Below are 26,419 nucleotides of genomic sequence, written 5' to 3'. Positions count from 1 at the left end.
GCGGGGGTGCCCGTTCGCTGTTCCGGCACGGTGTGGCCGGGCGCCCTGGCGCGGCTTTCCCCGGCGTGGCGCGTACGGGCGTACGGGCGTCAGCCGCGGCGCCGTACGCGGTACGAGGTGCCCTCCGCGCCCAGGTAGTCGTGCCCCCGCATCTCGCACCACGCCGGGATGTCCAGCCGGGCCGCCTCGTCGTCGGCCAGGACCGTCACGACACCGCCCACCGGCACCTCGCCGATCGCCCTGGCCAGCTCGATGACCGGCGCGGGGCACAGCCGGCCGAGCGCGTCGACCGTACGCTCCCGCGCCGGCTCGTCCCCGTCCGCGCCCTCGGGGACGGCTGCGCCGGTCTCCGCGGGCGCGCCCAGGTGCGCACGTACGGAACGCACCGCCTCCGGCAGCACCTCCAGGAAGCGGTCCACGTCCGCCGCCTCCGTACCGGGCGGCAGCGACACCCGTACGTTGCCCTCCGACAGCACGTCCATGGCCTTCAGCACATGACTCGGCGTCAGCGTGCTCGACGTGCACGAGGAACCCGACGAGACCGAGAAGCCCGCCCGGTCCAGCGCGTGCAGCAGCGCCTCGCCGTCCACGTACAGGCACGAGAAGGTCACCAGGTGCGGCAGCCGCCGCACGGGGTCGCCGACCACCTCGGTGTCCGGGACGAGTTCGGGCACCCGCGCCCTGATCCGGTCCACCAGGGTGTGCAGCCGCGCGGCCTCGACGTCGGCCTCCGCGCGGACCGCGCGCAGCGACGCGGCCGCCGCGACCACCGCCGGGATGTTCTCGAAGCCGGGCGCGCGGCCCGACTCCCGTTCGTCGGTCGGCTGCGGCGCGGCGAACCGCGTCCCCTTCCGTACGGCCAGCAGCCCCACGCCGGGCGGGCCGCCCCACTTGTGCGCACTCCCGGCCAGCAGCGACCAGCCACCCGGCACGGCCCGCCAGCCGAGCGACTGCGCGGCGTCCACGAGCAGCGGCACCCCCGCCTCCCGGGACGCCTCGACCACCTCGGCGACGGGCTGTACGGTGCCCACCTCGTGGTTGGCGCTCTGCAGGCAGGCGAGGGCGGCGCCTTCGCCCTCGTCCTGGCCCTCGCCCTGTTCCCCGGCCCGCAGGGCCCGCGCGTACGACTCGGCCGCCACCCGGCCCGTACGGTCCACGGCCACCTCCGTGACCGAACCGCCGCCGGCCCGGTGCGACTCGGCCGCGTGCAGCACGGCGGAGTGCTCCACGGCGGACACGACCAGCCGGCGGCTCACGCGCCGCCGCCCGGCCAGCGCGCCGGCGATACCCGTGTGCAGGGCGCGGGTGCCGGACGGCGTGAAGGACAGCTCGTCCGGGCGGCAGCCGACGGCCTCGGCGGCCGTCTCGCGCGCCGCGTTCAGCAGCATGTGCGCCTGGCGGCCCTCGCGGTGCAGCCGCGCGGGGTCGGCCCAGCCCTCGTCCAGCGCGGCGAGCAGCGCCTGGCGGGCGACGGGGTGGAGGGGGACGGAGGATGCGGCGTCAAAGTAGGACACGTACGCACGCTAACGCGCCCGTCAGCCCGTCCGGCGTTTGAGGACGGCCCTCGGCCACGATGCACCTGCGGTGTGCGACGTGGGCGCGGTCCCACCCAAGCCCGTCCGCACCTTCAGCCCGTCCGGCGCTTGAGGACGACCCTCGACCACGACGCACCTGCGGTGCGCGACGTGGGCGCGGTCCCATTCACCCAAGCCCGTCCGGCGTTTGAGGACGGACCGGGGCGGCCGCCGGGCGGCACAGGGCCGGTTCCTTAACCGATGTCTGCCGGGCGCGGGACCCACCGTGGCTGAGGGCCGTCCTCAAACGCCGGACGGGCTGAAGGGGCGGTTCCCGCCCCTGGTGGGGCCGCGATTCCACCCCTTCGGGGTGCCGCGCGGCGCGTTGGGCACCCTCCCCGCGCGGGCCCAAATGGCGTCCGTTAGGGTTTGGTCCGCATAAACATCAAACCCCTGCCCCGCCAGGGCCGCGCCCGACCACCTAACGGCCGAGCCCGGCTGAGCGGGCGAGACTCTCGGGAAGGCGCTACGTGAGTCCCAACGGCTCCGACCTCCCCCACCGCCCAACGGGCGGGGGCGGTACCCCCTCGTCGCGGCGCCCGATGCGGCGGAAGCTGCCGCAAGCGCTGATGGCGGGTCTGGTCCTGGTGACCGCGACCGGCTGCACATCAAAGGACTTCCCCCGCCTCGGCATGCCCACCCCGGTCACGGAAGAGGCGCCGCGCATCCTCTCCCTGTGGCAGGGCTCGTGGGCGGCAGCGCTCGCGACGGGCGTGCTGGTGTGGGGCCTGATCGTGTGGAGTGTCATCTTCCACAGGCGCTCCAAGACCAAGGTCGAGGTGCCCGCGCAGACCCGTTACAACATGCCGATCGAGGCGCTGTACACGGTGGTGCCGATCGTCATCGTGTCCGTCCTGTTCTACTTCACCGCGCGCGACGAGGCGAAGCTCCTCGAGACCTCCAAGAAGCCGGACCACGTGGTGAACGTGGTCGGCTACCAGTGGAGCTGGGGCTTCAACTACATCGAGGACGTCGACGGCGATCCGAAGACGTCCGGTGAGAACTCCGGTGCTCTGAAGGCGATTCCGGACCGGATGAAGGAAGCCTTCCCGGAGGGCGCCGAGGGCGTCTACACCGCGGGCACCCCCGGCGACCGGAACCCGCAGAACGACAACCCGGGTCCGACGCTGTGGCTGCCGAAGGGCGAGACGGTCCAGTTCGTGCTGACCTCCCGCGATGTCATCCACTCGTTCTGGGTGGTGCCGTTCCTGATGAAGCAGGACGTCATCCCCGGGCACACCAACCGCTTCGAGGTGACTCCGAACAAGGAGGGCACCTTCATGGGCAAGTGCGCCGAGCTGTGCGGCGTGGACCACTCCCGGATGCTGTTCAACGTGAAGGTCGTCTCTCCGGAGCGCTACCAGAAGCATCTGGAGGAGCTGGCGAAGAAGGGCCAGACCGGCTACATCCCGTCGGGCGTCGAGACCACCGGTGACGCCAGGAATGCGGAGACGAATAACCCGTGAGCATCCTCAACGAACCGCACCAGGGTGCCGCAGCGGCAGACGACTCGTACGAGAACGAGCTGCCCGTGCGCCGTAAGCAGCCCGGCAACGTCGTCGTGAAGTGGATGACCACGACCGATCACAAGACGATCGGGACGCTCTATCTCGCCACGTCGTTCCTGTTCTTCGTCATCGGCGGCGTGATGGCGCTGTTCATGCGGGCGGAACTGGCCCGTCCGGGCACCCAGATCATGTCGAACGAGCAGTTCAACCAGGCGTTCACCATGCACGGCACGGTGATGCTGCTGATGTTCGCGACCCCGCTGTTCGCCGGCTTCGCGAACTGGATCATGCCGCTCCAGATCGGCGCGCCCGACGTGGCGTTCCCGCGGCTGAACATGTTCGCGTACTGGCTCTACCTCTTCGGCTCGCTCATCGCGGTGGCCGGGTTCCTCACGCCGCAGGGCGCCGCGGACTTCGGCTGGTTCGCGTACGCGCCGCTGTCCAGCGAGGTGCACTCGCCGGGCGTGGGCGCCGACATGTGGATCATGGGTCTGGCCTTCTCCGGCTTCGGCACGATCCTCGGCTCGGTCAACTTCATCACCACCATCATCTGCATGCGCGCTCCCGGCATGACGATGTTCCGGATGCCGATCTTCACCTGGAACGTGCTGCTCACCGGCGTCCTCGTGCTGCTGGCCTTCCCGGTGCTGGCCGCCGCGCTCTTCGCGCTGGAGGCGGACCGCGAGTTCGGCGCGCACATCTTCGATGCCGCGAACGGCGGTGCGCTGCTCTGGCAGCACCTGTTCTGGTTCTTCGGGCACCCGGAGGTGTACATCATCGCGCTGCCGTTCTTCGGCATCGTCTCCGAGGTCATCCCGGTCTTCAGCCGCAAGCCGATGTTCGGCTACATCGGCCTGATCGGGGCGACGATCGCCATCGCCGGTCTCTCGGTGACGGTGTGGGCGCACCACATGTACGTGACCGGCGGCGTCCTGTTGCCGTTCTTCTCCTTCATGACCTTCCTGATCGCGGTGCCGACCGGCGTGAAGTTCTTCAACTGGATCGGCACCATGTGGAAGGGCTCGCTGTCCTTCGAGACGCCGATGCTGTGGACCATCGGCTTCCTGGTCACCTTCACCTTCGGTGGCCTGACCGGGGTCATCCTGGCGTCGCCGCCGATGGACTTCCACGTGTCCGACTCGTACTTCGTGGTGGCGCACTTCCACTACGTGGTCTTCGGCACGGTCGTCTTCGCGATGTTCGCCGGATTCCACTTCTGGTGGCCGAAGTTCACCGGGAAGATGCTGGACGAGCGGCTGGGGAAGATCACCTTCTGGACGCTGTTCATCGGCTTCCACGGCACGTTCCTGGTGCAGCACTGGCTCGGTGCGGAGGGCATGCCCCGCCGGTACGCCGACTACCTGGCCGCGGACGGCTTCACCGCGCTCAACACCATCTCCACGGTCAGCTCGTTCCTGCTCGGGCTGTCGATGCTCCCGTTCTTCTACAACGTGTGGAAGACGGCGAAGCACGGCAAGAAGATCGAGGTCGACGACCCCTGGGGGTACGGCCGTTCGCTGGAGTGGGCGACCTCCTGCCCGCCGCCGCGGCACAACTTCCTCACGCTGCCGCGCATCCGCTCCGAATCCCCGGCATTCGACCTGCACCACCCGGAGATCGTCGCGCTGGAGCAGCTCGGTGAGCCGGGAACGCAGGAGAAGGTCCTGGTCGGAGAGGGCGCGGGCAGCGCCAAGGCGGGAGAGGGTGACGACAAGTGAAGATCCAGGGACACATGTTCCTCTGGCTGTCCGTCTTCCTGCTCGCCGTGGCCGCCGTGTACGGCGTCTGGTCGAAGGAGCCGGTCGGCACCACCGCCCTGTTCCTGGCGTTCGGCCTGTCGGTGATGATCGGCTACTACCTGGCCTTCACCGCCCGCCGTGTGGACACCGGGGCCCAGGACAACAAGGAAGCGGACGTCGCAGACGACGCCGGCGAGGTGGGCTTCTTCAGCCCGTACAGCTGGCAGCCGCTCTCCCTGAGCATCGGCGGCGCGCTCGCCTTCCTGGGCGTCGTCTTCGGCTGGTGGCTGCTCTTCTTCTCGCTGCCGCTGCTGCTGATCGGGCTGTGGGGCTGGGTGTTCGAGTACTACCACGGCGAGGCGCAGAATCAGTGACCGTACGTAGAGGCTGAGACGGCCGGCGATTCCGCCGGACCCTCCCCTTTGTGGTCGCGCGCCGTCGCGGCGGGACAACCCCGCTGCGGCGGCGCAGCCGTGTGCCGGGGGCAGCCCTCCGCACCTTGGCGACGGGCCGGAGCGCCCGCAAACCAGCCCGTCCGGGGTTTGAGGACGGCCCGAAGCGGCCACCGGCTCGCCGGTGGGCCCACTGCGCACGGCCCAGCGCACCGCCATCGCGGCCGGGGGCCGTCCTCAAACGCCGGACGGGCTTGATCGGCGCCGGACGGGCTGGATTCGGCGCGCCCTCGTCTACGCCCTCCGGGCAACCGGTGCGTACGCGTAACCCGTTCGCAGGCTGTCGGCGGGCCGCCGGACCGCGGCGTCTCTAGCTTGGGCGTATGAGACCTCGACCGAAGCGCCGGACGGCGCTGGCCTGCGCCCTGATACTCGTGCCCCTGACGGCGGGGCTCACAGCTTGTGGCGGCGACGCGAGTCCGCTCGCCGCCGCTCCTTACGACGCGAGCGACCAGGTGGCCGTCAACGCGGACGCGGGCGGGGACCGCGTCGACTCACGGAAGCCGCTCGAAGTGACCGCCAACGGCTCGGAAGCGCGGATCACGGACGTCATCGCCACCGACGCCGCAGGACGGCGGCTGGCAGGCGAGCTGTCGGCCGACGGCGACCGCTGGCGCTCCACGGCACCGCTGGCCGCCGGCGTGCGCTACACGGTGGTCGTCAGCACCGAGAACAGCAACGGCTCACCGGGCAGCCGCACCCTGCACTTCGAGACCAAGCCCGCCAACGGCCGCAAGCTCGGCGTCACCTTCGGCCCCGAGAGCGGCACGTACGGCGTCGGGCAGCCCATCGTGGCGGAGCTGAGCCACCGGATGCAGAGCGCGGGCGAGCGCAGGACCGTGGAGCGGGCGCTGCGCGTCGAGTCCACACCGCGTACGCAGGGTGCCTGGCACTGGGCGGACGGCAAGACGCTGCACTACCGGCCGCGTACGTACTGGCCCGCGCACGCCACCGTCACGGTCAGTTCGGCGCTCGGCGGCGTCGGCATCCGGGAGGGGCTGCGGGGTGGCGGCTCGAAGCCGCTCACGATCCGTACGGGCCAACGCGTCGAGGCCCTGGTGGACATGAGCGCGCACACCATGACCGTACGGAAGAACGGCAAGGCCGTCCGCACCATACCGGTGACCACGGGCAAGGCCGGCTTCGAGACCCGGAACGGCGTCAAGGTGGTCCTCGGCAAGCAGTCGTTCATCCGGATGCGCGGCACCAGCATCGGCATACCGGAGGGCAGCTCCGAGTCGTACGACCTCCCCGTGCACTGGAACACGCAGGTCACCCGCAGCGGCGAGTTCGTGCACGCCGCGCCCTGGTCGGTCGGCTCGCAGGGTGCCGCCAACGTCAGCCACGGCTGCACGGGCATGAGCACGGAGAACGCCCGCTGGTTCTACAACCTGGTCAAGCGCGGCGACGTGGTGCGCTACATCAACGGCAGCGGCGACCAGATGGCCACGTTCGACAACGGCTTCGGGGACTGGAACCTGTCCTGGAAGGAGTGGCGCCGCGGCAGCGCGCTCGTCGGCGGCACGACCGTCAAGAACGTCCGGAACGGGCCCGCGAGGCTCCGCTTCGAGATGTGACAGGGCCCGGGGACGGCCTCGTACGGGGCCGAAGAGGTGAGAGACGCGGCGTCTTTCGCCGTGTCACGCCGCCCCGGCGTCCGTACGGTGTCCGCCGCGCAGCAGTCCCGCGAGGGCGTCCGCGAGCGCGACCGGGTCCACCGGGTGCGAGACGGCCGCCTCGGCGCGGCTCCACGTCGCCAGCCAGGCGTCCTGGGGGCGGCCGATGAGCAGCAGGACGGGCGGGCAGCGGAAGATCTCGTCCTTGATCTGGCGGCACACGCCCATGCCGCCCGCCGGGACGGCCTCGCCGTCCAGCACACAGACGTCGACCTGGTACTCCTCCAGCGCGGAGAGCACGGCGGCCGGCGTCGCGCACTCCAGGTACTCGATCTGCGGTACGTCGGAGGCGGGGCGCCGTCCGGCGGCGAGACGCACCTGCTCGCGGGTGTTGGCGTCATCGCTGTAGACCAGCACCGTGGCGGTCGGCTGCATCGTTCCTCCGCGTGGGAATCTCGTCGAACTTCCAATGCCTGCCCGGATGCTACTCCCTCCGGCGCCGCCTCAACACCGCAGCCCAGGGCCCGTTGGAGCGGCGTTTGAGCAGCGCACGACGGTCGGACACACCGAACGGCACCCCCGGAAGTGAGGCCGGGATAAGCGACCGACATAATGTCGGCGTGGCGACAGCAACAGCAGTAGAAACCGGGCACGCGCACCCGTCGGTCAACCGGCCGAACCTCACCAGCGTCGGAACCATCATCTGGCTGAGTTCCGAGCTGATGTTCTTCGCGGCCCTCTTCGCGATGTACTTCACCCTGCGGTCGGTGACGGGTGCCGATTTCTGGAAGGAGCAGGCCGAGGCACTGAACGTGCCGTTCTCGGCGGCCAACACCACGATCCTGGTGCTCTCTTCCCTCACCTGCCAGCTCGGTGTGTTCGCGGCCGAGCGTGGTGACGTGAAGAAGCTCCGGGGGTGGTTCATCGTCACCTTCATCATGGGTGCGATCTTCATCGGCGGCCAGGTCTTCGAGTACACGGAGCTGGTCAAGCACGAGGGACTGTCCCTGTCCTCGGATCCCTACGGGTCGGCGTTCTACCTGACCACCGGCTTCCACGGGATGCACGTGACGGGCGGCCTGATCGCGTTCCTGCTCGTGCTGGGCAGAACATACGCGGCGCGGCGGTTCACGCATCAGCAGGCGACCGCGGCCATCGTCGTGTCCTATTACTGGCACTTCGTCGATGTCGTCTGGATCGGCCTCTTCGCCACGATCTATTTGATCAAGTGATCCGGGCGGTCCGACCGCACAGTGCAGAGCACTCGCAGCAGACACAGCCAGAAGCATCGACGCAGAAGATCCTGACACCGGGGTAATCCGTGAAAAAGCTCTCCGCACGACGGCGCCATCCGCTGGCGGCGCTCGTCGTCCTACTCTTCGCGCTGGCGGCCACCGGGGGGCTGTACACCGCGCTCGCCCCCGCGGATGAGGCGAAGGCCGCCCAGGGGTCGAGTTCCTCCCTCGCCATCGAGGAGGGCAAGAAGCTCTACACCGTCGGCTGCGCCAGCTGCCACGGGACCGGTGGCAAGGGCACCAGTGACGGCCCGAGCCTGACCGGTGTCGGCGCCGCCGCCGTGGACTTCCAGGTCGGCACCGGCCGTATGCCCGCGCAGCAGCCGGGCGCGCAGGTGCCGAAGAAGCAGCCGAAGTACACGCAGAAGGAGACCGACCAGCTGGCGGCGTACATCGCCTCGCTGGGCCCGGGCCCGAGCGTGCCGGACAAGTCGCAGTACGACCCGAACGACGCGGACCTCGCCAACGGCGGCGAGCTGTTCCGTACGAACTGCGCCCAGTGCCACAACTTCACCGGCGAAGGCGGCGCCCTGTCCAAGGGCAAGTTCGCACCGGACCTCGGTGACGTGACCAAGAAGCACGCGTACGAGGCGATGCAGACCGGCCCGCAGAACATGCCGTCCTTCCCCGACACGGTGATGACGCCGAAGGACAAGGGCGACGTCATCGCGTACCTGAAGACGGTCAACAGCAGCGAGGCGGAGACCCCCGGCGGCTACAAGCTGGGCGGCTTCGGCCCCGTCAGCGAGGGCCTGTTCGGCTGGGTGTTCGGGCTCGGCGGGCTGATCGCCGTCGCCGTCTGGGTCGCAGCGCGGACCGCAAAGGCCAAGAAGTCATGAGCAGTGAGACTGGATCCCACGGAACTGGATCTGACGAGAACGTGCCAGAGGACGAGAACGAGAAGCTCCCCGGCGAGCGCGAGCCGCAGGGCCACGGAGAGGTCGGCGTCCCCGACGAGGACCCCTTCGCGGACCCCGGGCTGCCCCCGCACGAGCACCGGGTACAGGACATCGACGAGCGGGCGGCGAAGCGTTCGGAGCGCACCGTCGCGATGCTGTTCACCGTGTCGATGCTGGCCACGGTCGGCTTCATCGCCTCGTACGTGGCGTTCCCGATCGACAAGATCGTCTACATCTGGCCGCTGGGGCACGTCAGCGCGCTGAACCTGTCGCTGGGCCTCACCCTCGGCCTCGCCCTGTTCTGCATCGGCGCGGGCGCGGTCCACTGGGCCCGTACGCTCATGTCGGACGTGGAGATCGCCGACGAGCGGCACCCCATCGAGGCGGAGCCCGAGGTACGGCAGAAGGTGCTGGCGGACTTCCGGCAGGGCGCCAAGGAGTCCCAGCTGGGACGGCGCAAGCTGGTGCGGCACACCATGTTCGGGGCGCTGACGCTGGTGCCGCTCTCCGGCGTCGTACTGCTGCGTGACCTCGGGCCGCTGCCCGAGGACAAGATGCGGCACACGGCCTGGAAAAAGGGCAAGCTGCTCATCAACGAGAACACCGACGAGCCGCTGAAGCCGGACGACATCGTCGTCGGCTCGCTCGCCTTCGCCAAGCCCGAGGGCCTGGACCAGCACGACCACGACTTCAACGTGGAGATCGCCAAGGCCGCCCTGATGCTCGTCCGCATCGAGCCGGACGACATCAAGGACAAGCGGACCCTCGACTGGTCCCACGAAGGCATCCTGGCCTACTCGAAGATCTGCACACACGTCGGCTGCCCGGTCAGCCTCTACGAGCAGCAGACGCACCACGTGCTCTGCCCCTGCCACCAGTCGACGTTCGACCTTTCCGACGGCGCACGGGTGCTCTTCGGCCCGGCGGGCCACCCGCTGCCGCAGCTGAAGATCAGCGTCAACAAGGACGGCTACCTCGAAGCGCAGGGTGACTTCGCGGAGCCTGTCGGCCCGGCCTTCTGGGAGCGCGGATGAGTACGACAAGCACGAACGCACCCGGCGCAGGTGCGCCGGGCAAGCGCAAGGCGCCCGCGGGCGAGAAGGTCGCGGACTGGGCGGACGGCCGGCTGGGCATCTACAGCCTGGCCAAGGCCAACATGCGCAAGATCTTCCCGGACCACTGGTCCTTCATGCTCGGTGAGATCGCGCTCTACAGCTTCATCATCATCATCCTGACCGGCGTCTACCTGACGCTGTTCTTCACGCCGAGCATGGCCGAGATCGAGTACCACGGCGCGTACGTCCCGATGCACGGCGTCGTGATGTCCGAGGCGTACGCGTCGACGCTGGACATCAGCTTCGACGTGCGGGGCGGTCTGCTGATCCGGCAGATCCACCACTGGGGCGCGCTGATCTTCATCGCGGCCATGCTGGTGCACATGATGCGGGTGTTCTTCACCGGCGCGTTCCGCAAGCCGCGCGAGATCAACTGGATGTTCGGCTTCCTGCTGCTCATCCTCGGCATGTTCACCGGTCTGACCGGCTACTCGCTGCCCGACGACCTGCTGTCCGGCACCGGTATCCGCTTCATGCACGGCGCGATCCTGTCGACGCCGGTGGTCGGCACGTACATCGCCATGTTCCTGTTCGGCGGCGAGTTCCCCGGGCACGACATCATCCCGCGCTTCTTCGCGATCCATGTGCTGCTGCTGCCGGGCATCATGCTCGGCCTGCTCGCGGCGCATCTGATCCTGGTCTTCTACCACAAGCACACGCAGTTCGCGGGTGCCGGGAAGACGAACAAGAACGTGGTCGGCATGCCGCTCCTGCCGGTCTACATGGCCAAGGCCGGCGGCTTCTTCTTCCTGGTCTTCGGCGTCATCGCGATGATCGCCGCGACCTTCTCGATCAACCCGATCTGGGTCCTCGGCCCGTACCGGCCGGACCAGGTGTCCACCAACGCGCAGCCCGACTGGTATATGGGCTTCCCAGAGGGCCTGATCCGCTTCATGCCCGGCTGGGAAGTCAACATCTGGGGGCACACGCTTGTGCTCGGCGTGTTCATCCCGCTGATGCTGCTGCCATTGGTGCTGACGGCCATCGCGGTGTACCCGTTCGTCGAGTCCTGGGTCACCGGGGACAAACGCGAGCACCACATCCTCGACCGGCCGCGGAACGTGCCGACCCGTACGGGCTTCGGCGCGGCCTGGATCGCCTGGTACATGGTGCTGCTGATCGGCGGCGGCAACGACGTGGTGGCCACGTTCTTCCATTTGTCGATCAACGCGATCACCTGGTTCGTACGCATCGGCTTCTTCGTGGTCCCGATCCTGACGTTCATCATCACGAAACGGATCTGTCTGGGCCTCCAGCGCAAGGACCGCGAGAAGGTGCTGCACGGGCGCGAGTCCGGCATCATCAAACGGCTGCCGCACGGCGAGTTCATCGAGGTGCACGAGCCCCTGGCGCAGGAGGACCTGCACACGCTCACCGCGCACGAGCAGTACGAGCCCGCCGAGATCGGACCCGAGTCGGACGAGCACGGCGTACAGCGCAAGGTCGGCAGATCGGAGAAGCTGCGGGCGAAGCTGTCCAAGGGCTACTACGGCTCGGACGGGCAGATCCCCAAGCCGACGGCCGAGGAGTACAAGGAGATCACGAGTGGTCACGGCCACCACTGAGTGATCCTGTGCCGGGCGGCCGGCTGCCTTCTGGCCGTCTGCCTGCCGGCTGACGGTCGGCTGACCGGTCCGGATACGGCGCACGCGGGCCCCGGTCCCCTCGTACGGAGGGGGCCGGGGCCCGCTGCTGTGTGGCGCGGCGCCGCCGGGGCGGCGGGCGCGCCGGGCGGGTGGCCGCGGGGCGGTGCGTGGCGGGTCGCGTGGCCGGTGCACCGTGATCAGAGTGCGGGCAGCACGCCCCTGCCGGTCCCCGCGCCGCTAGGCTGGCGGCGAGCCGCGCCACCGTGGCGCGCCCGCCGGACGTATGCCACCGGTGCCACCGGACGTGCGCCCGGCCGCCCAGCCGTACCACCATCCATGCCAGGAGTGATCCCCATGAGCGCTGCGACCCCCGCTGGAGGCGACACCACGGCGGCCCGCTCGTGGCCGGACGTACTGAGCTCCCTGCTGGCCGGTGAGGATTTGAACGCGGACGCCACGGCCTGGGCCATGGACCGGATCATGCGCGGCGAGGCGACCGACGCGCAGATCGCCGGCTTCGCGGTGGCCCTGCGGGCCAAGGGCGAGACGGTGGAGGAGATCTCCGGCCTCGTACGCACCATGTACGAGCACGCCAACGTGATCGAGGTGCCCGGTCCCACCGTCGACATCGTCGGCACCGGCGGCGACCGGGCGCGCACGGTGAACATCTCCACCATGGCCGCCATCGTGGTGGCCGGCACCGGCGCGCGCGTCGTCAAGCACGGCAACCGCGCGGCGTCCTCCGCGAGCGGTGCGTCCGACGTACTGGAGAAGCTCGGCGTCAACCTGGAGCTGACCCCGCAGCGCGTGGCGGAGGTGGCGGCGCAGGCCGGGATCACGTTCTGCTTCGCGGTGAAGTTCCACCCGTCGCTGCGGCACGTGGCGGGCGCGCGGCGGGAGTTGGGCATCCCGACCTCGTTCAACTTCCTCGGCCCGCTGACCAACCCGGCCCGGGTACGCGCGCAGGCCACCGGCGTCGCGGACGCGCGGATGGCGCCGATCCTGGCGGGCGTGCTCGCGGAACGCGGCTCGTCGGCGCTGGTCTTCCGCGGCGACGACGGCCTGGACGAGCTGACCACGACGGCCACGTCGACGGTGTGGGTCGTACGGGACGGCGCTGTGCGCCGCGAGTCGTTCGACCCGCGGGACATCGGGGTCGACCTGGTGCCGGTCGAGGCCCTGCGCGGCGCGGACTCCGCGTACAACGCGGACATCGCGCGCCGCCTCCTGGACGGCGAACACGGCCCCGTACGGGACGCGGTCCTGCTCAACGCGGCGGCGGCGCTCGTCGCCCTGGACCCGGCGGACGGCCCCCTGGCCGACCGCCTCGCGGCGGCCATGGCCCGCGCCGCGGAATCGGTCGACTCGGGCGACGCGAAGGCGGCCCTGGAACGGTGGGTGTCGGCGAGCAACGCGTAACCAGCTGCGCGCGCCGCCCCCGCTTGTACGGCTCCGGCCGGGACCCGCCTCCTGGGGCGGGCCCCGGCCATATCCAGCCTGTCCGGCGTTTGAGGACGGACCCCGACCCGTTCGCGGGGTGCGGTTGGGTGTGTTGCGTGATCGTCCACCGGTGTCTGCGCGTGTTCCGTGGCTGAGGGCCGTCCTCAATCGCCGGACGGGCTTGATCGGCTGAGGTGCGTCCTCGTCAAGCGCCGGACGGGCTTGATCGGGGCTCGGCCGGACGGGCTACTGCCGGGGCAAACGCGTATGGCATACTGCCGCCAGGTCACGAGCGACAGCGATCAAGGCCCCGGCCCGCTGTCCGGCAACCCTCCGTCCGTGGCGGGGTGCCCCGGGTGATGACCAGGCCGCAGGCAGCGAGGTCTGCGGCAAGCGCGGATCCCTCACGCCAGGGGTCCTGGTCTTCGAGGGAGTTCTGCCGTCATGTCCGTGTCCGTTGACACCGCTGTCCTCCGTACGCCCGCATCGCCGCCCCGTCGGCACGGCACCGCCGACGAGCCGCTGCCCGTACTCGGCAACGACGTGCTCGCCCCCCTCGTCACCGGCGGCGAGGTGTACTACGCCGCTCTCGACTACGCCGCCAGCGCCCCCGTACTGCGGCGCGTCTGGGACGACCTCGCCGCGTACGCCCCGTACTACGGCAGCGTCCACCGCGGTGCCGGGCACCTCTCGCAGGTGTCGACGCGGCTGTACGAGGAGAGCCGCGCCACCGTGGCGCGCTTCCTCGGGTGCCGACCCGACGACGAGGTCGTCTTCACCCGTGCCACGACCGACTCGCTGAATCTGCTGGCGCGTGCGCTGCCCGAGGGCACCCGCGTGTTCGTGTTCGAGACGGAGCACCACGCGTCGCTGCTGCCCTGGCGCGGCCGGCACACGACGTGTCTGCGCGCGCCGCGTACGCCCGAGCAGGCCGTCGCCGCCCTCGACGAGGCGCTGCACGCCGCGCCCGCGGGCCCGAAGCTGGTGTGCGTGACGGGCGCGTCGAACGTCACCGGCGAGATCTGGCCCGTACGCGAACTCGCCGCCGCCGCGCACCGGCACGGCGCGCGGATCGTCCTGGACGCGGCGCAGCTGGCGCCGCACCACCCCGTGGACATCGCCGAACTGGACGTGGACTGGGTCGCGTTCTCCGGGCACAAGCTGTACGCGCCGTTCGGCGCAGGTGTGCTGGCCGGGCGCCCCGACTGGCTGCGCGGCGCCGAACCGTACCTCTCGGGCGGCGGCGCCAGCAGGCGCGTCGCCCGCCGCGCGGACGGCGCGCTCGACGTCGAGTGGCACACGAACGCGGCGCGGCACGAGGCCGGTTCGCCGAACGTCATCGGCGCGTACGCCGTCGCCTCCGCCTGCCGGGCGCTGGAGGAGGCCGGGTTCGACCGCCTCGTACGGCGGGAACGGCAGCTGCTCGCCCGCGTACTGGAGGCGCTGGCGGACGTGCCGGGCGTGCGGGTGCTGTCGCTGTTCGGGGAGGAGGCGGAACGGGTCGGGGTGCTGTCGTTCGTCGTCGACGGCTGGAACAGCTCGCACTTCGCGGCGGCGCTGTCCGCGGAGTACGGGATCGGCGTACGGGACGGCATGTTCTGCGCGCACCCGCTGCTGCGCGTGCTGCTGGGGGGCGCGGCGGACGAGCCGGGGGAGTGCGGTGGGGTGTCCGGGCCGTCCGGCGCGTCCGGGGCAGCGCCGGAACCGGGGGAGCGGTCGTTGAACGCCGTTCGCGCCAGCTTCGGTGCGGGCACGCCGGACGAGCACGTCGAGCGGTTCGTACGGGCGGTGCGGGAGTTGGTGACGGACGGCGCGCGGTGGAGCTACCGGGTGGAGGACGGGCGCTGCGTGCCCACCGACCACCCGGCGTTTCCCTGACACGAACCTCAGCCACATCAAGCCCGTCCGGCGATTGGGGACGGACGCCCGCCCGTCCCGGGCGGCACCCGCGCACGATGGGGTGACCCGTCTCCGGCGGGAGCCGCTCGGCGCTGGCTGAGGGCCGTCCTCAATCGCCGGACTGGTTGGAGTTGGCGGCTCGCCGCCCTCAAGCGCCGGACGGGGAACGGGTGCCGGACGGGCTGGGTGAGCCGGTGGGCGTCTTCGTTTCGCTCAAGGGCTGGGCGAGGCGGCGCGGTGTGGGGGTCAGGCGCGTGCCCAGCAGGATCATGCGGACCGCGTGCTCGGCCGCGTCCGCGAGGTACTCCTCGCCGCGGCTCAGCGCCTCCGCCAGCCCTATCGGCGCGGGCAGGATGCCGCTGTACGCGTCCACGCCCGACGCCCGTACGGTGTGCGCGCCTTCGCCCAGCGTGCCCGCCAGCGCGATGACGGGCTTGCCCAGCGCCTTCGCCCTGCGGGCGACCTCCGCGGGTACCTTCCCGCGTGCCGTCTGGTGGTCCAGCGCGCCCTCCGCCGTGATGACCAGGTCGGCCGCGCCGAGCCGGGCGTCGAGGTCGAGGTGGCCGAGCAGTACGTCGAAGCGGGGCAGCAGCGTGCCGCCGAGTGCCGCCAGACCGGCGCCCAGCCCGCCGGACGCGCCGGTGCCCGGCGCGTACCGGAGGCGCGCGGCCCCCTGCCCGTCCCCGACGTCCCCGACGTCGCGCGTCAGGACGTCCGCCCAGCGCTCCAGGCCCCGGGCGAGCAGCTCCACCTGCGCCGGACCGGCCCCCTTCTGCGGGCCGAAGACCCGCGCGACGCCGTTCCGTCCGCAGAGGACGTTGAACGGGTTGCAGGCCACGTGGAGTTCGGCCGTACGGAGGCGCGGGTCGAGGTCGCGTGCGTCGATGCGGTCGAGGCGGGCCAGCGCGCCGCCGCCGTACGGGAGTTCGCGCCCGTCGGCGTCCAGCAGCCGCGCGCCGAGGGCGCGCAGGGCCCCCGCGCCGCCGTCGGAGGTGCCGGAGTCGCCGCAGCCGACGAGGATGCGGCGGGCCCCGGAGTCGAGGGCGGCGGCGATCAGTTCGCCGACTCCGTACGTGGTGGTCGCGCACGGGTCGCGCCGGTCCCCGGGTACGAGGGACAGTCCGGCGACGGCCGCCATCTCGACGACGGCCGTCACGTCATCGCCGCCCCCCGAGCCACCGCCGCCCGAACCTCCCAGCACCGCGAAGTGCGTCCGTACGGGCTCCCCGAGCGGCCCCGTCGCCGTACGCCGTACCAGCGTGCCCCCGGTGGCGACGGCCAGGGCCTCGGCCGTGCCCTCACCGCCGTCCACGACCGGGATGCGGTCGAGCCGAGCGTCGGGTACGGCGCGGCGTACGCCCTCGGCGATGGCGTCGGCCGCCTGCCGGGCGGACAGCGAGCCCTTGAAGCCGCTGGGTGCGATGGCGAAACGGTAGGTCACGGTGGATCTCCTCAGAGAACGTCAGAGAACGTCAGAGAACGGGGACGCCGAGCAGCGGCCAGACGGCGAGCGCGAAGAACAGGACGAGCGCGGCGGTCAGCGGCGCCAGTACGGTGGAGAGGCGCAGCAGGTCGCGGGGTGTGTACGTGGTGATCCCGGGCACGTCCGCGAAGAGCGCGACCGGCTTCGCGGACGCGGGCAGCGTGTGGCAGAAGCCCGCCGCGGCGGTGGAGGCGAGCGCGGCGGCCACCGGGTTGACGCCGGCGCCCGCCGCCGCGGCGACCACCAGCGGCACCAGCACGCTGGACCGCGCCGAACGGGACTGGAGCACCAGGTGCGCGGCGGTGCTGACCGCGACCACGACCGCGAGGAACAGCCAGGGCGGCAGCCGCGAGTCGCCGGACGCGCCGAGCCCGCCTACCAGCCAGCCCGCTGCGCCGGACCGGGAGAGGGCGATGCCCATCGCCATCGTCGCGGCCATGAACAGCAGCAGCGACCAGGGCACCGTACGGAGCGCGTCCTTGAGCCGTACGGTGCCGAGCACCGGGGACGCCGACACGACCGCGCCGATCAGCGCGACGAGCGCGGGCGGCACCCCGTGCAGCGGTTCCGCGCACCACAGGGCGACGACCGTGGACAGCAGCAGCAGGCAGCGGATCTCGACCGTGGAGAGCGGTCCGGTGACGGTGTCCTCGCTGTGCTTCTGGATGTCGTCCGCGGTGATCCGTACGCCGTCCCGCCGGTCGCTGCGCCGCGTCGTCGTCAACAGCACGGCCTCCGCGCCCAGATGGGCCGAGGCCAGCGCCAGCGGCAGCCCGAGCAGCAGCCATTCGGTGAACCCGATGTGCTCGCCCGCCGCCTCCCACAGCACGTGCACGGTGATGAGGTGTGCGCCCGCGCCGATGAGCGTGGCCACGGCGGACAGCAGGATGACGGTGGGGAACAGCAGCGCCAGCATCACGACCAGTCGGGTGCGGTCGGCGAGCGCCCTGGCCAGCGCGACGAACACCGGCAACGTGAGCGCCGCGCGCCCGGACGTGGCCGGTATGGCGAAGGCCGTCACGACGAGCGCCGCGGTGGTGAGGTGCACCAGCTGACGTACCGTACGGGCGCCGCCGACCAGGAACGCCGCCGCGCGGCCCGCGAGACCCGTACGGGACACGGCGGCGGCCAGGACGAAGGCGCAGATCAGCAGCCATACGGTGGGGTCGCCGAGGGCACCGAACAGCGTGTCGCTGCTTATCACCCCGGTCGCGGCGAGGGCGAGGCCGGCGCTCAGCGCGATGTACGTGTCGTCGATCGGTGTGCTGATCCAGGCGCAGGTCGCCACCGCGAAGATGCCGAGTGTGAGGCGGGCGTCGGCGGCGAGCCCGGGGAAGTTACCGGGGACGGCGAGGAGTGCGCAGAAGCTGAGGGTGGCGGTGAGGAAGACGGTCTGCTTGACGGAGAGGGACACGCGGACGAGTCTTCGGCTTCACCGTGAGTCCACCGTGAGGTCTTGATGAAGGAGATTTCATCCGGGGAAGGCCGGACCGGGGATTCATCCGGGCGGCGCGCAGGAGCAGCAGGCTAACGGCCTCAGCCCGGCAGCCGGTAGCCCATCCCGCGTGCCGTCTCCACCCGCCCCGCGCCGAGCTTCTTCCGCAGCGCGCGCACGTACACGTCGACGATGTTCGAGCCGGGGTCGAAGTCGTAGCCCCACACGTGCGAGAGGATCTGCTCCCGCGACAGCACCTGCCCGGGGTGCCGCAGGAAGAGTTCCAGCAGCACGAACTCACGTGCCGTCAGATCCACCGTGCGCCCGTCGGCGCTGGCCCGGCGGGTCCGCAGGTCCAGCGACAGGTCGCCGCTGCGCAGCACCGTCACCTCGGGCGTACGGCTCGAGGTGCGCAGCCGGAGCCGTACGCGGGCCAGCAGCTCCTCGAACCGGAACGGTTTCGTCATCCAGTCGTCCGCGCCGCCCTCCAGCCCGGCGACGGTGTCGCCGACCGAGTCCCGCGCGGTGAGGACGATGACGGGCACCGTGACGCGGGCCTCGCGCAGTTCGCGCAGGACGGTGAAGCCGTCGCGGTACGGCAGCCCGATGTCGAGTACGACGAGGTCGAAGCCGCCGGTGGCGGCGTAGTCGAGTGCGGTGTTGCCGTCGGCGGCGACCGTGGTGGTGAAGCCGTTGGCGCGCAGGCCCTTCTCGACGAAGGCGGCGATGCGCTCCTCGTCCTCCGCGATGAGGATGCGGTTCACGGTGCGGTCACCTCCGTTGCGGGCATGCTGCCGTCCCTTCCGTGCCTGTCGTTCGTGCCGTCCCTGCCGTCCCGGGACTCGCCGGGCTCGCCCGGCTCCTCGGCCGCGACCGCGATGACGAACGTGGCGCCGCCGCCCTCCGTCGTACGCAGTGCCACCCGGCCCCCGCGGTGCGCCTCGGCGATCGCCTTCACGATGGACAGGCCGAGGCCCGCGCCACCGCCGCCTGCCGCGGAGCCGCGCCGGGCGGTGCCGCGGCGGAAGCGTTCGAAGATCAGCTCGGCGTCCTCGGGCCGTACGCCCGTGCCGCTGTCCGCCACGTACAGCTGCACCTCGCGGTCCGTGCGCAGGGAGCCGATCCGTACGGGGGTGTCCGGGGCGGTGTGCTGTACGGCGTTCTGCGCGAGCTGCACCATGGCCTGCGTGATCCGCTGCGGGTCGAGCTGCACGGTGCCCTCGCCCACGGCGTCGAGTCGCCAGTCGCGGGGGGCCAGGGCGCGTGCCTTGACGTAGACGTCCGCGGTCAGCTCCGCCAGCTCCACCGGCTCCTCCGACACGAAGTCCGGCCGCTCCGCCTTGGCGAGCAGCAGCATGTCCTCGACGATACGGCTCATCCGGTCCAGCTCGTCCGTCACCAGCCGTACGGTCTCCTCGCGTTCCACCGGGTCGTCGCCCATCAGCTCCAGGTGTCCGCGCACGATGGTGATGGGCGTACGCAGCTCGTGCCCCGCGTCGTCGACGAACTGCCGCTGCGCCGCGAACGCCCGCTCCAGCCGGTCCAGCATCGCGTTGAACGTCTCGGCGAGCGCGGCGATGTCGTCCCGGCCGTGCACCGGGATGCGCCGGGTCAGGTCCTGCTCGGTGAGCTGCGCGGCGGTCGTGCGCACGAGCCGTACGGGCGCGAGGATGCGGCCCGCGACGGCCCAGCCGATGCCGCAGGTCATCAGCAGGGCGACGCCGGAGATGGCGAGCAGGATGCGGAACACGTCCTCGGCCATGGCCTGTTCGCGGTCGGCGTGGAACGCCACGACGAAGCTGCCGCGCCGCGAGTCGGCGGACGCGTCGATCCGTACCTTCGCCCAGCGGATCTCGCCCTCCGGCCGGTCCAGGGTGCCCGTACGGGCCCCGCTCGCGGTGATACGGCGCAGCGCCTCCCGGTCGCGGTGCAGCGGCAGCGCGGTGGGGATGTCGCGGCGCTGCCGCAGGACGGAGTCGCCGACGACGCCGAGCAGTTCCTCGTCGGGGTCGGCGTACTGGCGCTGCAGGAACAGTTCGATCAGGCGGCGCGACGTACGGAAGGGCGCGCCGGTCTCCGGGTCGCGGCCCTGGTCGACGAAGTTCGCGAACTCGCCCGTCTCCTGCGCCAGCAGCCGCGTGATGCGGTGGTCGACGTCCCGCTGCAGGATCGAACGGGTGGTGGTGGCCACCGCGGCGAGCGCGACCGCCATCACCACCAGCAGCCACAGCAGGATCCGGACCCGCGCCGTGACCTGCGGGCGGCGGAGGCGCCGCAGGCGGGGACGGTGCGGGCGGCGGAGGCGGTACGAGAGGGGCATGCGGGTCAGCCGTCGTCTCCGTCGTCGTCGCCACCGCCGGCGCCGTCGTCGTCCGCGTCGTCGTCCCCGCCCCGCTCGTGGGTGGCGGACGGCGGGGGTACGACCTGGTCGCCGTCGTCGTCCGGGGAGCTGGGACCGGTGGCGGGCGGCGAGGGGCGGCCGGAGGGCTCACCGGACCCGCCGGGCGACCCGGACGGGCCGCCGGAGGGCACGGGCGACGAGGGGTGCGTCGGCCGCGGGCTGTCGGAGTCCAGGTCGACCTCCGCGGGGGAGCGGGGCGGGTCCGGGCTGTCGGTCAGCACGTAGCTGGTGGCGGCGATGCCGAGCGGGATCGCCACGACGGCCGCGAGCGTCGCCATGCGGTGTGAGAAGGCCATGCGGGAAAGCCTGCGGGCGGTGGTGCGGTGTGCCGATGAAAGCGAGATGAAGAAGTCTTCATGCGGGATGCGGGATGCGGGATGCGGGATGCGGGATGCCGGATACGGGCCCCGGGCCGCGGACGCCCGCCCTACGCGTCGAGCCCGATCGCGAAGGCCGCCTCCAGGTCGTGCTGCGAGTACGTACGGAACGCGATGTGCGTCTCCGTGGCCAGCACGCCCTGGACCTTGCTGATCCGGCCGGGGATGACGTCCGCGAGGTCGTCGTGCTCGGCCACCCGCACCATCGCGATGAGGTCGTGCGCGCCCGTCACCGAGTACACCTCGCTGACCCCCTCCAGGGCGGCGATCTGCTCGGCGATCTCAGGGATGCGATCCGTGCTGCACCTGATGAGCACGATCGAGGTGATCATGGTGTGATCCCTTCGTCGGGGGTACGGCCCGTGGCCGCCGGGGCAGGCTCGCTCACTCTAGAGGAGCGGGGTGTACGGAAGCGCAGCCAGGCGTACAGGAAGCCCAGCGTGAAGCCTACGACGTGCGCGAGGTACGCCACCCCCGGTCCCTCGGTGTCCCGGCGGGCCGCCAGCCACTGCAGGGTCAGCCAGAAGACGAGCACCGCCCAGGCCGGGAAGCGCAGCGGGAGGAACCAGAGGAACGGCAGCACGCTGGTGACCCGGGCCCGCGGGAAGAGGTAGAGGAACGCGCCCAGCACCCCGGAGATCGCCCCGGAGGCGCCGACGAGGGTCTCGCTCGAATCCGGGTAGGCAGCGGCATAGCACAGCATCGCGGCATAGCCGACAATGACATAGAAAAGCAGGAAACGTGCCGCGCCCATCCGCCGCTCGGCCATCTCGCCGAAGACGAAGAGGAAGAGCAGGTTGCCGAGCAGGTGCAGCCAGTTCCCGTGCAGGAACAGCGCGGTGAACGGCGTGGCCAGCGGCCTGGGGCGGCCGCTCCACAGGGTGCGGGGCACCACTCCCCAGCGGTGGAAATGACCGGTCTGCTCGTGGAAGAGCGCCTCGCCGGTGCCGTACGCGGGCACGAAGCCGGACGCCGGACCGAGCAGGAAGATGAGGAAGCAGACCCCGATGAGGGTGTAGGTCATCACAGGGTGCCTGCCCGCCGAGCGGGTAGGGGAGCGGGTACCGGTGCCGTGCATGGAGCGGATCATGACGGCTCGGCGGCGGCGCGTACTCCTCGACACACGCGGGTGACGGCAGGTCGTAGGGTGACGGGGAGTGCCGCCCCGTAGACGAAGCGAGATCGCAGAAGCACCTCGGGAAGGAAGTGGACAACACCATGACGGTCCCCCAGCCCACGGCTGAGACGCGCTGGCGCTGCACCTTGTGCGGGAATCTGACCCGGTTCGACGTGACCCGCTCCAGCAAGGTGGTCGAGTTCGTCCATCTGGACCTGGCCGGGGAGGCGACGACCGAGGAGCGTGAAGTGCTCAGTGAGACCATCGAGTCCGTCCGGTGCCGCTGGTGCAATGCCGCGGACCAGATCGAGCTGGTGGACCGGCCGGGCGCAGAGGTCTGACGGACGGGCGGTGTGAGCGGTGGTGGCACGTACGGGCGGTGAACGCGAGCCGGATCGCGAGCCGTCGGACGAGACACTCGACCGCCCCCTGCCCGAAAAGGTGCGCCACCGGGTGGTGGCGCTCACCGGCGACGCGCTCGGCGGTCTGACGGTCGCCGAACTCCCCGCGCCGCTGCGGCAGTACGCACGCTTCACGCCGCAGCGGCGCGCGAAGTTCGGGGGCAACGCGATGGCGGCGGCGCTGGAGGGCGACACCGTCTTCCGGCAGCGCATCGCCGGGCGGCTGCGGGACATGCTGCCCGAGCTGACCGCGGCGGTGGAGAGCGGCACGCCCCCGGCGGCGGCGGATCCGGTGGACCTGGCGGCGGTGGCGTACGTGCTGCGCCCGCTGGGCTGGGTGAAGCTCGTCGTCGCGGCCGGCGAGGAGGCGCAGCGGGCGCAGGAGGAGCGCGCGGGCGAGGAGGCCCAGCGCGAACTGACCCGGCTGCGCGAGGAGTTGTCCCAGCAGCGCGCGGCGGCACGCGGCGACGCGGACCGGGCGCGTACGGAGCTGGAGTCCGTACGGAAGGAACTCGAGGTCACGCAGCGAAAGTTGCGCAGCGCGCAGAGCGACGTGAAGCGGGGCGAGGCGGAGCTGCGGAAGCTGCGGGCCGAGTTGGAGTCCGTACGCACCGCCGGGGCGAACGAGAAGGCCGCCGCGGACGGCGAACTCCGCCGGGTCAGGACCCGGCTGGCGGAGACCGAGGCGGCGCTGGAGGCGGGGCGGCGCGCGGCCCGCGAGGGGCGCAGCGTCGAGGACATGCGCGTACGGCTGCTCCTGGACACCGTCCTGGACGCCGCTCAGGGGCTCCGGCGCGAGCTGGCACTGCCCCCCGCGCAGGGGCGGCCCGCGGACTCCGTGGACGCCGTGGAGCCCGGCCAGATGACCCCGCGGGACATCGCGGCACGCGCCCTGTCGGAGAACGACCCGGCGCTGCTGGACCAGCTGCTCGCGCTGCCCCAGGCGCATCTGGTGGTCGACGGCTACAACGTCACCAAGACCGGCTATCCGACGATGCCCCTCGACAAGCAGCGGCTGCGGCTGCTGGGCGGGCTGGCGGTCCTCGCGGCGCAGACGGGCGCGGAGATGACGTGCGTCTTCGACGGCGCCGAACTGGCCGCCCCGGTGCTGCTCGCGCCACCGCGCGGGGTGCGGGTGCTGTTCAGCAAACCGGGCCAGACCGCCGACGAGTTGATCCGCAGACTCGTGCGCGCGGAGCCGCCCGGACGGCCCGTGGTCGTCGTCTCCTCGGACCGCGAGGTCGCCGACGGGTGCGCGGCGGCGGGCGCGCGTCCGGTCGCGTCGGTGCTGCTCCTCAAGCGGCTCGCCCGTACGTGAGCGCGCGCTGAAACGTTTGGTGTGCGGGGCCGCGCCGAAATCACGCCCAAGCGCGCCGATTCGGGACATTCGCCGGACATCCGCCTGCCGTCCGTGGGACCTTCGAAACGCCGTAAGTGCCCTGCCCGTTGTGTCCGTATTGCTCCTACAGAGCGTCAAGTGGCCGTAGCTGCGGGTGTGATGTGGGTAAAGAATGTTGTTCTGGAGCAGGTTTTTCTCCGAGGGATTTGATCCGATCAGATGCCCGTCGCTAGTGTCTGGCCTCGAACCCTCGCCCGGTTGATCACTCAACGGGAGTGGCAGCGGGGGTACCGCCTAGTTCCACGGCGTGCGTCACGGCGTTCGTTGTACGTCCGACGTGGAGCCGGAGAGTCTGCCGGCAGGCGGCTGAGGAAGAAGGAGCTCGCCCCAGTGGCGTCCCACCGTCGTCCCAAGCAGCCGAGCCGCACCCGCGTCACCGTTCTCACGGCGACCGCCGCCGCTGCCGTCGCCATGACCTCACAGGCCGCTTCGGCCGACGAGCCTTCGAAGCCGTCGAAGGAGGAGGTCAAGTCGAAGGTCGACAAGTTGTACGAGGAAGCCGAGGCGGCGACCGAGAAGTACAACGGCTCCAAGGAGAAGCAGAAGAAGCTCCAGAAGGAGGTCGGCAACCTCCAGGACAGCGTGGCCCGCGGCCAGGGCGACCTGAACGAGCTGCGGAACGGCCTCGGTTCGATGGCCTCCGCGCAGTACCGCAGCGGCGGCATCGACCCGTCCCTGCAGCTGTTCCTCTCCTCCGACCCGGACAGCTATCTGGACAAGGCGTCCACGGTCGACCAGCTCGGCACCAAGCAGACCGAGGCGCTGGAGAAGATCCGGAGCAAGCAGCGCAGCCTCTCGCAGCAGCGCGAGGAGGCGAAGGGCAAGCTCAAGGACCTCAGCGAGACCCGCAAGTCGCTCAAGTCGAAGAAGCAGACCATCCAGGGGAAGCTCTCCCAGGCGCAGACGCTCCTCAACAAGCTGACGGCCAAGGAGCGTGCCGCGCTCCAGGCCAAGGAGGAGCGCGCGAACCGCGACGCGGGTGACCGCGCCGACCTCGGCAGCGACGTACCCGCCTCGCAGCGCGCCAGTGCGGCGCTCTCCGCGGCGAAGGGCAAGATCGGCTCCCCGTACGTGTGGGGGGCGACCGGCCCCAGCTCGTTCGACTGCTCCGGGCTGACCTCGTGGGCGTACCAGCAGGCCGGCGTCTCGCTGCCGCGCACCTCGCAGGCGCAGGCCGGCGCGGGCACGCAGATCGGGCAGGACCAGCTCAAGCCGGGCGACCTGGTGCTGTTCTACAGCGACCTGCACCACATCGGCCTGTACGCGGGCAACGGGCAGGTGCTGCACGCGCCGAAGCCGGGCGCGAACGTGCGCTTCGAGTCGATCAACAACATGCCGTTCCAGTACGGAGTACGGGTCGGCTGAACCGCGGCGGGCGCCGAACCGGCGCTCCCGCAAACGTCGTTCGTCCGGGTGAATCCGGACGGGCTGCGCTGACTGCTCCGCCCCGCCGGTGACCTGCGTCATCGACGGGGCGTTCGGCATGTGCGGGGATCTTTCACGGAGCAGCGGATCATGGACGCTCTGTAATGGCGCGGTTACATTCTGCGGGCGTAGTTCGCCTTCGACTCACGCCCTAGCAGAAGGAGCGCGCCCGCCGTGGTCTCGCACCGGTCGCACCGACGCCCTTTCCCACCCGGCTCACGCTGGCCCGCCCGGGTCACCGTGCTGACGGCGGCCGCGTCCGCCGTCGCGGCCCTGACCTCGTCGATCGCGGGGGCGGAGCCGGACGAGGGCACGTCGTCGCACGGGTCGGCCGGCGCGCGCGTCGACCGGCTGTACGCACAGGCCGAGCGGGCCACCGAGAAGTACAACGGCGCGGCGGAGCGGGTGGCTTCGCTGCGCGAGCGCGTCGAGCACATCCAGGACGCCTCGGCGCGCGGCCAGGCGAAGGTCAACCGGCTGCGGAACGCACTCGGTGCGCTGGCCGGCGCGCAATACAGATCCGGCGCGATCGATCCGTCGGTCGCCCTCCTGCTGTCCGAGGACCCGGACGGCTATCTGGACAAGGCGGCCACGCTCGATCGCATCGGGGACCGGCAGCGCAACCGGCTGCGCGAGTTCCGCGGCGCGCAGCGCGTGCTGGAGCAGCGCCGCGCGGAGGCGTCGCGCACCCTCGAACGGCTGGCGAAGCAGCGGGCGGAGCTGAACCGGCACAAGAAGTCCGTACAGGCGAAGCTCGGTTCGGCGCGGCGGCTGCTGGAGCAGCTGTCGCCGGAGGAGCGCTCGGACCGCAAGCGCGCCGCGCGCGGCGTCCCCCGCCAGGGCGGCGGCGCCGAGGCGTCGTCGGCACGCGCCGCGGCGGCGCTGGCGGCGGCACGGAGCGCGGTCGGCTCGCCGTACGGCTGGGGGCAGGCCGGTCCGAACGCCTTCGACTGCTCCGGCCTCACGCAGTGGGCGTACGGGCAGGCGGGCACCGCGATCCCGCGCACCTCGCAGGCGCAGCGCTCCGCGGGCCGCCAGGTGCCGCTGTCCCAGGCGCGCCCCGGCGACCTGGTGATCTACCGCGCGGACGCCAGCCACGTCGCCATGTACGCGGGCAACGGGCAGGTGGTGCACGCGCCGCACCCGGGCGCGCAGGTGAGGTACGACCCGGTCGGCATGATGCCGGTGTCCGCCGTGACGAGGCCCTGACCGCAGCCCCTAGCGCCTGCCGGAGCCCGGCCGCAGCCCTGCCCGTACG

Annotated in this window: 23 protein-coding genes and 1 riboswitch; of the genes, 14 read left to right on the top strand and 9 right to left on the bottom strand. The window is 71.3% G+C overall.

The features are described 5' to 3' along the window. Positions 1–89: 89 nt before the first annotated feature. On the bottom strand, positions 90–1,514 hold the full coding sequence (locus DVA86_RS09050; protein WP_208877232.1) for a cysteine desulfurase/sulfurtransferase TusA family protein: 1,425 nt from the start codon (positions 1,512–1,514) through the stop codon (positions 90–92). Positions 1,515–2,044: 530 nt separating this feature from the next. Here DVA86_RS09050 and ctaC point away from each other — a divergent pair. The 4 genes from ctaC to DVA86_RS09030 all read left to right on the top strand — a co-directional run bounded on the left by ctaC (position 2,045) and on the right by DVA86_RS09030 (position 6,850). After that, positions 2,045–3,040: an aa3-type cytochrome oxidase subunit II gene (ctaC, locus tag DVA86_RS09045; protein ID WP_425470790.1), complete on the top strand. Its 996-nt coding sequence runs from the start codon at positions 2,045–2,047 to the stop codon at positions 3,038–3,040. After that, positions 3,037–4,800 (top strand): aa3-type cytochrome oxidase subunit I, encoded by a 1,764-nt coding sequence (gene ctaD / locus DVA86_RS09040; RefSeq protein ID WP_245996443.1) that lies wholly within the window; start codon positions 3,037–3,039, stop codon positions 4,798–4,800. The genes ctaC and ctaD overlap by 4 nt, the downstream gene beginning before the upstream one ends. Beyond that, a complete protein-coding gene (locus tag DVA86_RS09035; RefSeq protein ID WP_208877229.1) occupies positions 4,797–5,195 on the top strand; it encodes a cytochrome c oxidase subunit 4 in 399 nt (132 codons plus the stop codon). The genes ctaD and DVA86_RS09035 overlap by 4 nt, the downstream gene beginning before the upstream one ends. 401 nt (positions 5,196–5,596) lie before the next feature. Continuing rightward, complete coding sequence (locus DVA86_RS09030) at positions 5,597–6,850, top strand: L,D-transpeptidase (RefSeq protein ID WP_208877227.1); 1,254 nt, start codon at positions 5,597–5,599, stop codon at positions 6,848–6,850. 63 nt (positions 6,851–6,913) lie between these two features. Here the strand turns inward: DVA86_RS09030 and DVA86_RS09025 are convergent, their stop codons facing one another. After that, positions 6,914–7,324: a response regulator transcription factor gene (locus tag DVA86_RS09025; protein WP_208877226.1), complete on the bottom strand. Its 411-nt coding sequence runs from the start codon at positions 7,322–7,324 to the stop codon at positions 6,914–6,916. Positions 7,325–7,509: 185 nt separating this feature from the next. On the opposite strand from DVA86_RS09025, the gene ctaE reads away from it, so the two are divergent. From ctaE to DVA86_RS08995, 6 genes are all read left to right on the top strand, one after another. Further along, positions 7,510–8,121 carry an aa3-type cytochrome oxidase subunit III gene (gene ctaE / locus DVA86_RS09020; protein ID WP_208877225.1) on the top strand — a complete coding sequence of 204 codons (612 nt, stop codon included), beginning with the start codon at positions 7,510–7,512 and terminating at the stop codon, positions 8,119–8,121. Between the two features lie 89 nt (positions 8,122–8,210). Further along, a complete protein-coding gene (qcrC, locus tag DVA86_RS09015) occupies positions 8,211–9,023 on the top strand; it encodes a cytochrome bc1 complex diheme cytochrome c subunit (RefSeq protein WP_208877223.1) in 813 nt (270 codons plus the stop codon). Further along, positions 9,020–10,117 carry a cytochrome bc1 complex Rieske iron-sulfur subunit gene (gene qcrA, locus DVA86_RS09010; protein WP_208877221.1) on the top strand — a complete coding sequence of 366 codons (1,098 nt, stop codon included), beginning with the start codon at positions 9,020–9,022 and terminating at the stop codon, positions 10,115–10,117. The genes qcrC and qcrA overlap by 4 nt, the downstream gene beginning before the upstream one ends. Next, positions 10,114–11,763 (top strand): cytochrome bc1 complex cytochrome b subunit, encoded by a 1,650-nt coding sequence (gene qcrB / locus DVA86_RS09005; protein ID WP_208877219.1) that lies wholly within the window; start codon positions 10,114–10,116, stop codon positions 11,761–11,763. The genes qcrA and qcrB overlap by 4 nt, the downstream gene beginning before the upstream one ends. Before the next feature lie 375 nt (positions 11,764–12,138). After that, on the top strand, positions 12,139–13,203 hold the full coding sequence (trpD, locus tag DVA86_RS09000; protein WP_208877217.1) for an anthranilate phosphoribosyltransferase: 1,065 nt from the start codon (positions 12,139–12,141) through the stop codon (positions 13,201–13,203). A gap of 305 nt (positions 13,204–13,508) precedes the next feature. After that, a riboswitch (SAM riboswitch) is annotated at positions 13,509–13,626 on the top strand. Positions 13,627–13,668: 42 nt separating this feature from the next. Further along, positions 13,669–15,102, top strand: coding sequence for an aminotransferase class V-fold PLP-dependent enzyme (locus tag DVA86_RS08995; RefSeq protein WP_208877216.1), 1,434 nt, complete (start codon positions 13,669–13,671; stop codon positions 15,100–15,102). A 169-nt stretch (positions 15,103–15,271) separates the two neighbouring features. Here the strand turns inward: DVA86_RS08995 and DVA86_RS08990 are convergent, their stop codons facing one another. The 7 genes from DVA86_RS08990 to DVA86_RS08960 all read right to left on the bottom strand — a co-directional run bounded on the left by DVA86_RS08990 (position 15,272) and on the right by DVA86_RS08960 (position 21,897). After that, positions 15,272–16,564 carry a glycerate kinase family protein gene (locus DVA86_RS08990; RefSeq protein WP_208877214.1) on the bottom strand — a complete coding sequence of 431 codons (1,293 nt, stop codon included), beginning with the start codon at positions 16,562–16,564 and terminating at the stop codon, positions 15,272–15,274. Positions 16,565–16,595: 31 nt separating this feature from the next. Further along, on the bottom strand, positions 16,596–18,020 hold the full coding sequence (locus tag DVA86_RS08985; RefSeq protein WP_208877212.1) for an SLC13 family permease: 1,425 nt from the start codon (positions 18,018–18,020) through the stop codon (positions 16,596–16,598). A gap of 122 nt (positions 18,021–18,142) precedes the next feature. Beyond that, the gene (locus tag DVA86_RS08980) at positions 18,143–18,805 is read right to left on the bottom strand and encodes a response regulator transcription factor (protein WP_208877211.1); all 663 of its coding nucleotides are present in this window, start codon (positions 18,803–18,805) and stop codon (positions 18,143–18,145) included. Next, entirely contained in the window at positions 18,802–20,253 is a 1,452-nt protein-coding gene (locus DVA86_RS08975; RefSeq protein WP_245997568.1) for a sensor histidine kinase, read from the bottom strand. The genes DVA86_RS08980 and DVA86_RS08975 overlap by 4 nt, the downstream gene beginning before the upstream one ends. A gap of 113 nt (positions 20,254–20,366) precedes the next feature. Further along, positions 20,367–20,738 (bottom strand): hypothetical protein, encoded by a 372-nt coding sequence (locus DVA86_RS08970; RefSeq protein ID WP_208877207.1) that lies wholly within the window; start codon positions 20,736–20,738, stop codon positions 20,367–20,369. A gap of 131 nt (positions 20,739–20,869) precedes the next feature. Next, positions 20,870–21,151 carry an Lrp/AsnC family transcriptional regulator gene (locus DVA86_RS08965; RefSeq protein ID WP_208877205.1) on the bottom strand — a complete coding sequence of 94 codons (282 nt, stop codon included), beginning with the start codon at positions 21,149–21,151 and terminating at the stop codon, positions 20,870–20,872. After that, the gene (locus DVA86_RS08960) at positions 21,148–21,897 is read right to left on the bottom strand and encodes a rhomboid family intramembrane serine protease (RefSeq protein ID WP_245996441.1); all 750 of its coding nucleotides are present in this window, start codon (positions 21,895–21,897) and stop codon (positions 21,148–21,150) included. Before DVA86_RS08960 ends, DVA86_RS08965 begins: the two co-directional genes overlap by 4 nt. A 140-nt stretch (positions 21,898–22,037) precedes the next feature. On the opposite strand from DVA86_RS08960, the gene DVA86_RS08955 reads away from it, so the two are divergent. The 4 genes from DVA86_RS08955 (at position 22,038) to DVA86_RS08940 (ending at position 26,370) form a co-directional block, all read left to right on the top strand. After that, complete coding sequence (locus DVA86_RS08955) at positions 22,038–22,277, top strand: hypothetical protein (RefSeq protein ID WP_121516464.1); 240 nt, start codon at positions 22,038–22,040, stop codon at positions 22,275–22,277. A 19-nt stretch (positions 22,278–22,296) separates the two neighbouring features. Beyond that, entirely contained in the window at positions 22,297–23,655 is a 1,359-nt protein-coding gene (locus tag DVA86_RS08950; RefSeq protein ID WP_208877203.1) for an NYN domain-containing protein, read from the top strand. Positions 23,656–24,066: 411 nt separating this feature from the next. Further along, entirely contained in the window at positions 24,067–25,101 is a 1,035-nt protein-coding gene (locus DVA86_RS08945; RefSeq protein WP_208877202.1) for a C40 family peptidase, read from the top strand. A 234-nt stretch (positions 25,102–25,335) separates the two neighbouring features. Next, positions 25,336–26,370 (top strand): C40 family peptidase, encoded by a 1,035-nt coding sequence (locus DVA86_RS08940; RefSeq protein WP_245996440.1) that lies wholly within the window; start codon positions 25,336–25,338, stop codon positions 26,368–26,370. Positions 26,371–26,419 lie beyond the last annotated feature (49 nt).

The sequence above is a fragment of the Streptomyces armeniacus genome, assembly GCF_003355155.1.
Classification (GTDB): Bacteria; Actinomycetota; Actinomycetes; order Streptomycetales; family Streptomycetaceae; genus Streptomyces; species Streptomyces armeniacus.
This window is presented reverse-complemented; position numbering and strand designations above follow the sequence as displayed.

Bases quoted from the DNA above. Each gene is read 5' to 3' on its own strand.
- DVA86_RS09030 (WP_208877227.1), top strand. From the start codon at position 5,597: ATGAGACCTCGACCGAAGCGCCGGACGGCGCTGGCCTGCGCCCTGATA.
- DVA86_RS09025 (WP_208877226.1), bottom strand. From the start codon at position 7,324: ATGCAGCCGACCGCCACGGTGCTGGTCTACAGCGATGACGCCAACACC.
- qcrA (WP_208877221.1), top strand. From the start codon at position 9,020: ATGAGCAGTGAGACTGGATCCCACGGAACTGGATCTGACGAGAACGTG.
- qcrB (WP_208877219.1), top strand. From the start codon at position 10,114: ATGAGTACGACAAGCACGAACGCACCCGGCGCAGGTGCGCCGGGCAAG.
- trpD (WP_208877217.1), top strand. From the start codon at position 12,139: ATGAGCGCTGCGACCCCCGCTGGAGGCGACACCACGGCGGCCCGCTCG.
- DVA86_RS08995 (WP_208877216.1), top strand. From the start codon at position 13,669: ATGTCCGTGTCCGTTGACACCGCTGTCCTCCGTACGCCCGCATCGCCG.
- DVA86_RS08975 (WP_245997568.1), bottom strand. From the start codon at position 20,253: ATGGCGGTCGCGCTCGCCGCGGTGGCCACCACCACCCGTTCGATCCTG.
- DVA86_RS08970 (WP_208877207.1), bottom strand. From the start codon at position 20,738: ATGGCCTTCTCACACCGCATGGCGACGCTCGCGGCCGTCGTGGCGATC.
- DVA86_RS08965 (WP_208877205.1), bottom strand. From the start codon at position 21,151: ATGATCACCTCGATCGTGCTCATCAGGTGCAGCACGGATCGCATCCCT.
- DVA86_RS08960 (WP_245996441.1), bottom strand. From the start codon at position 21,897: ATGCACGGCACCGGTACCCGCTCCCCTACCCGCTCGGCGGGCAGGCAC.
- DVA86_RS08955 (WP_121516464.1), top strand. From the start codon at position 22,038: ATGACGGTCCCCCAGCCCACGGCTGAGACGCGCTGGCGCTGCACCTTG.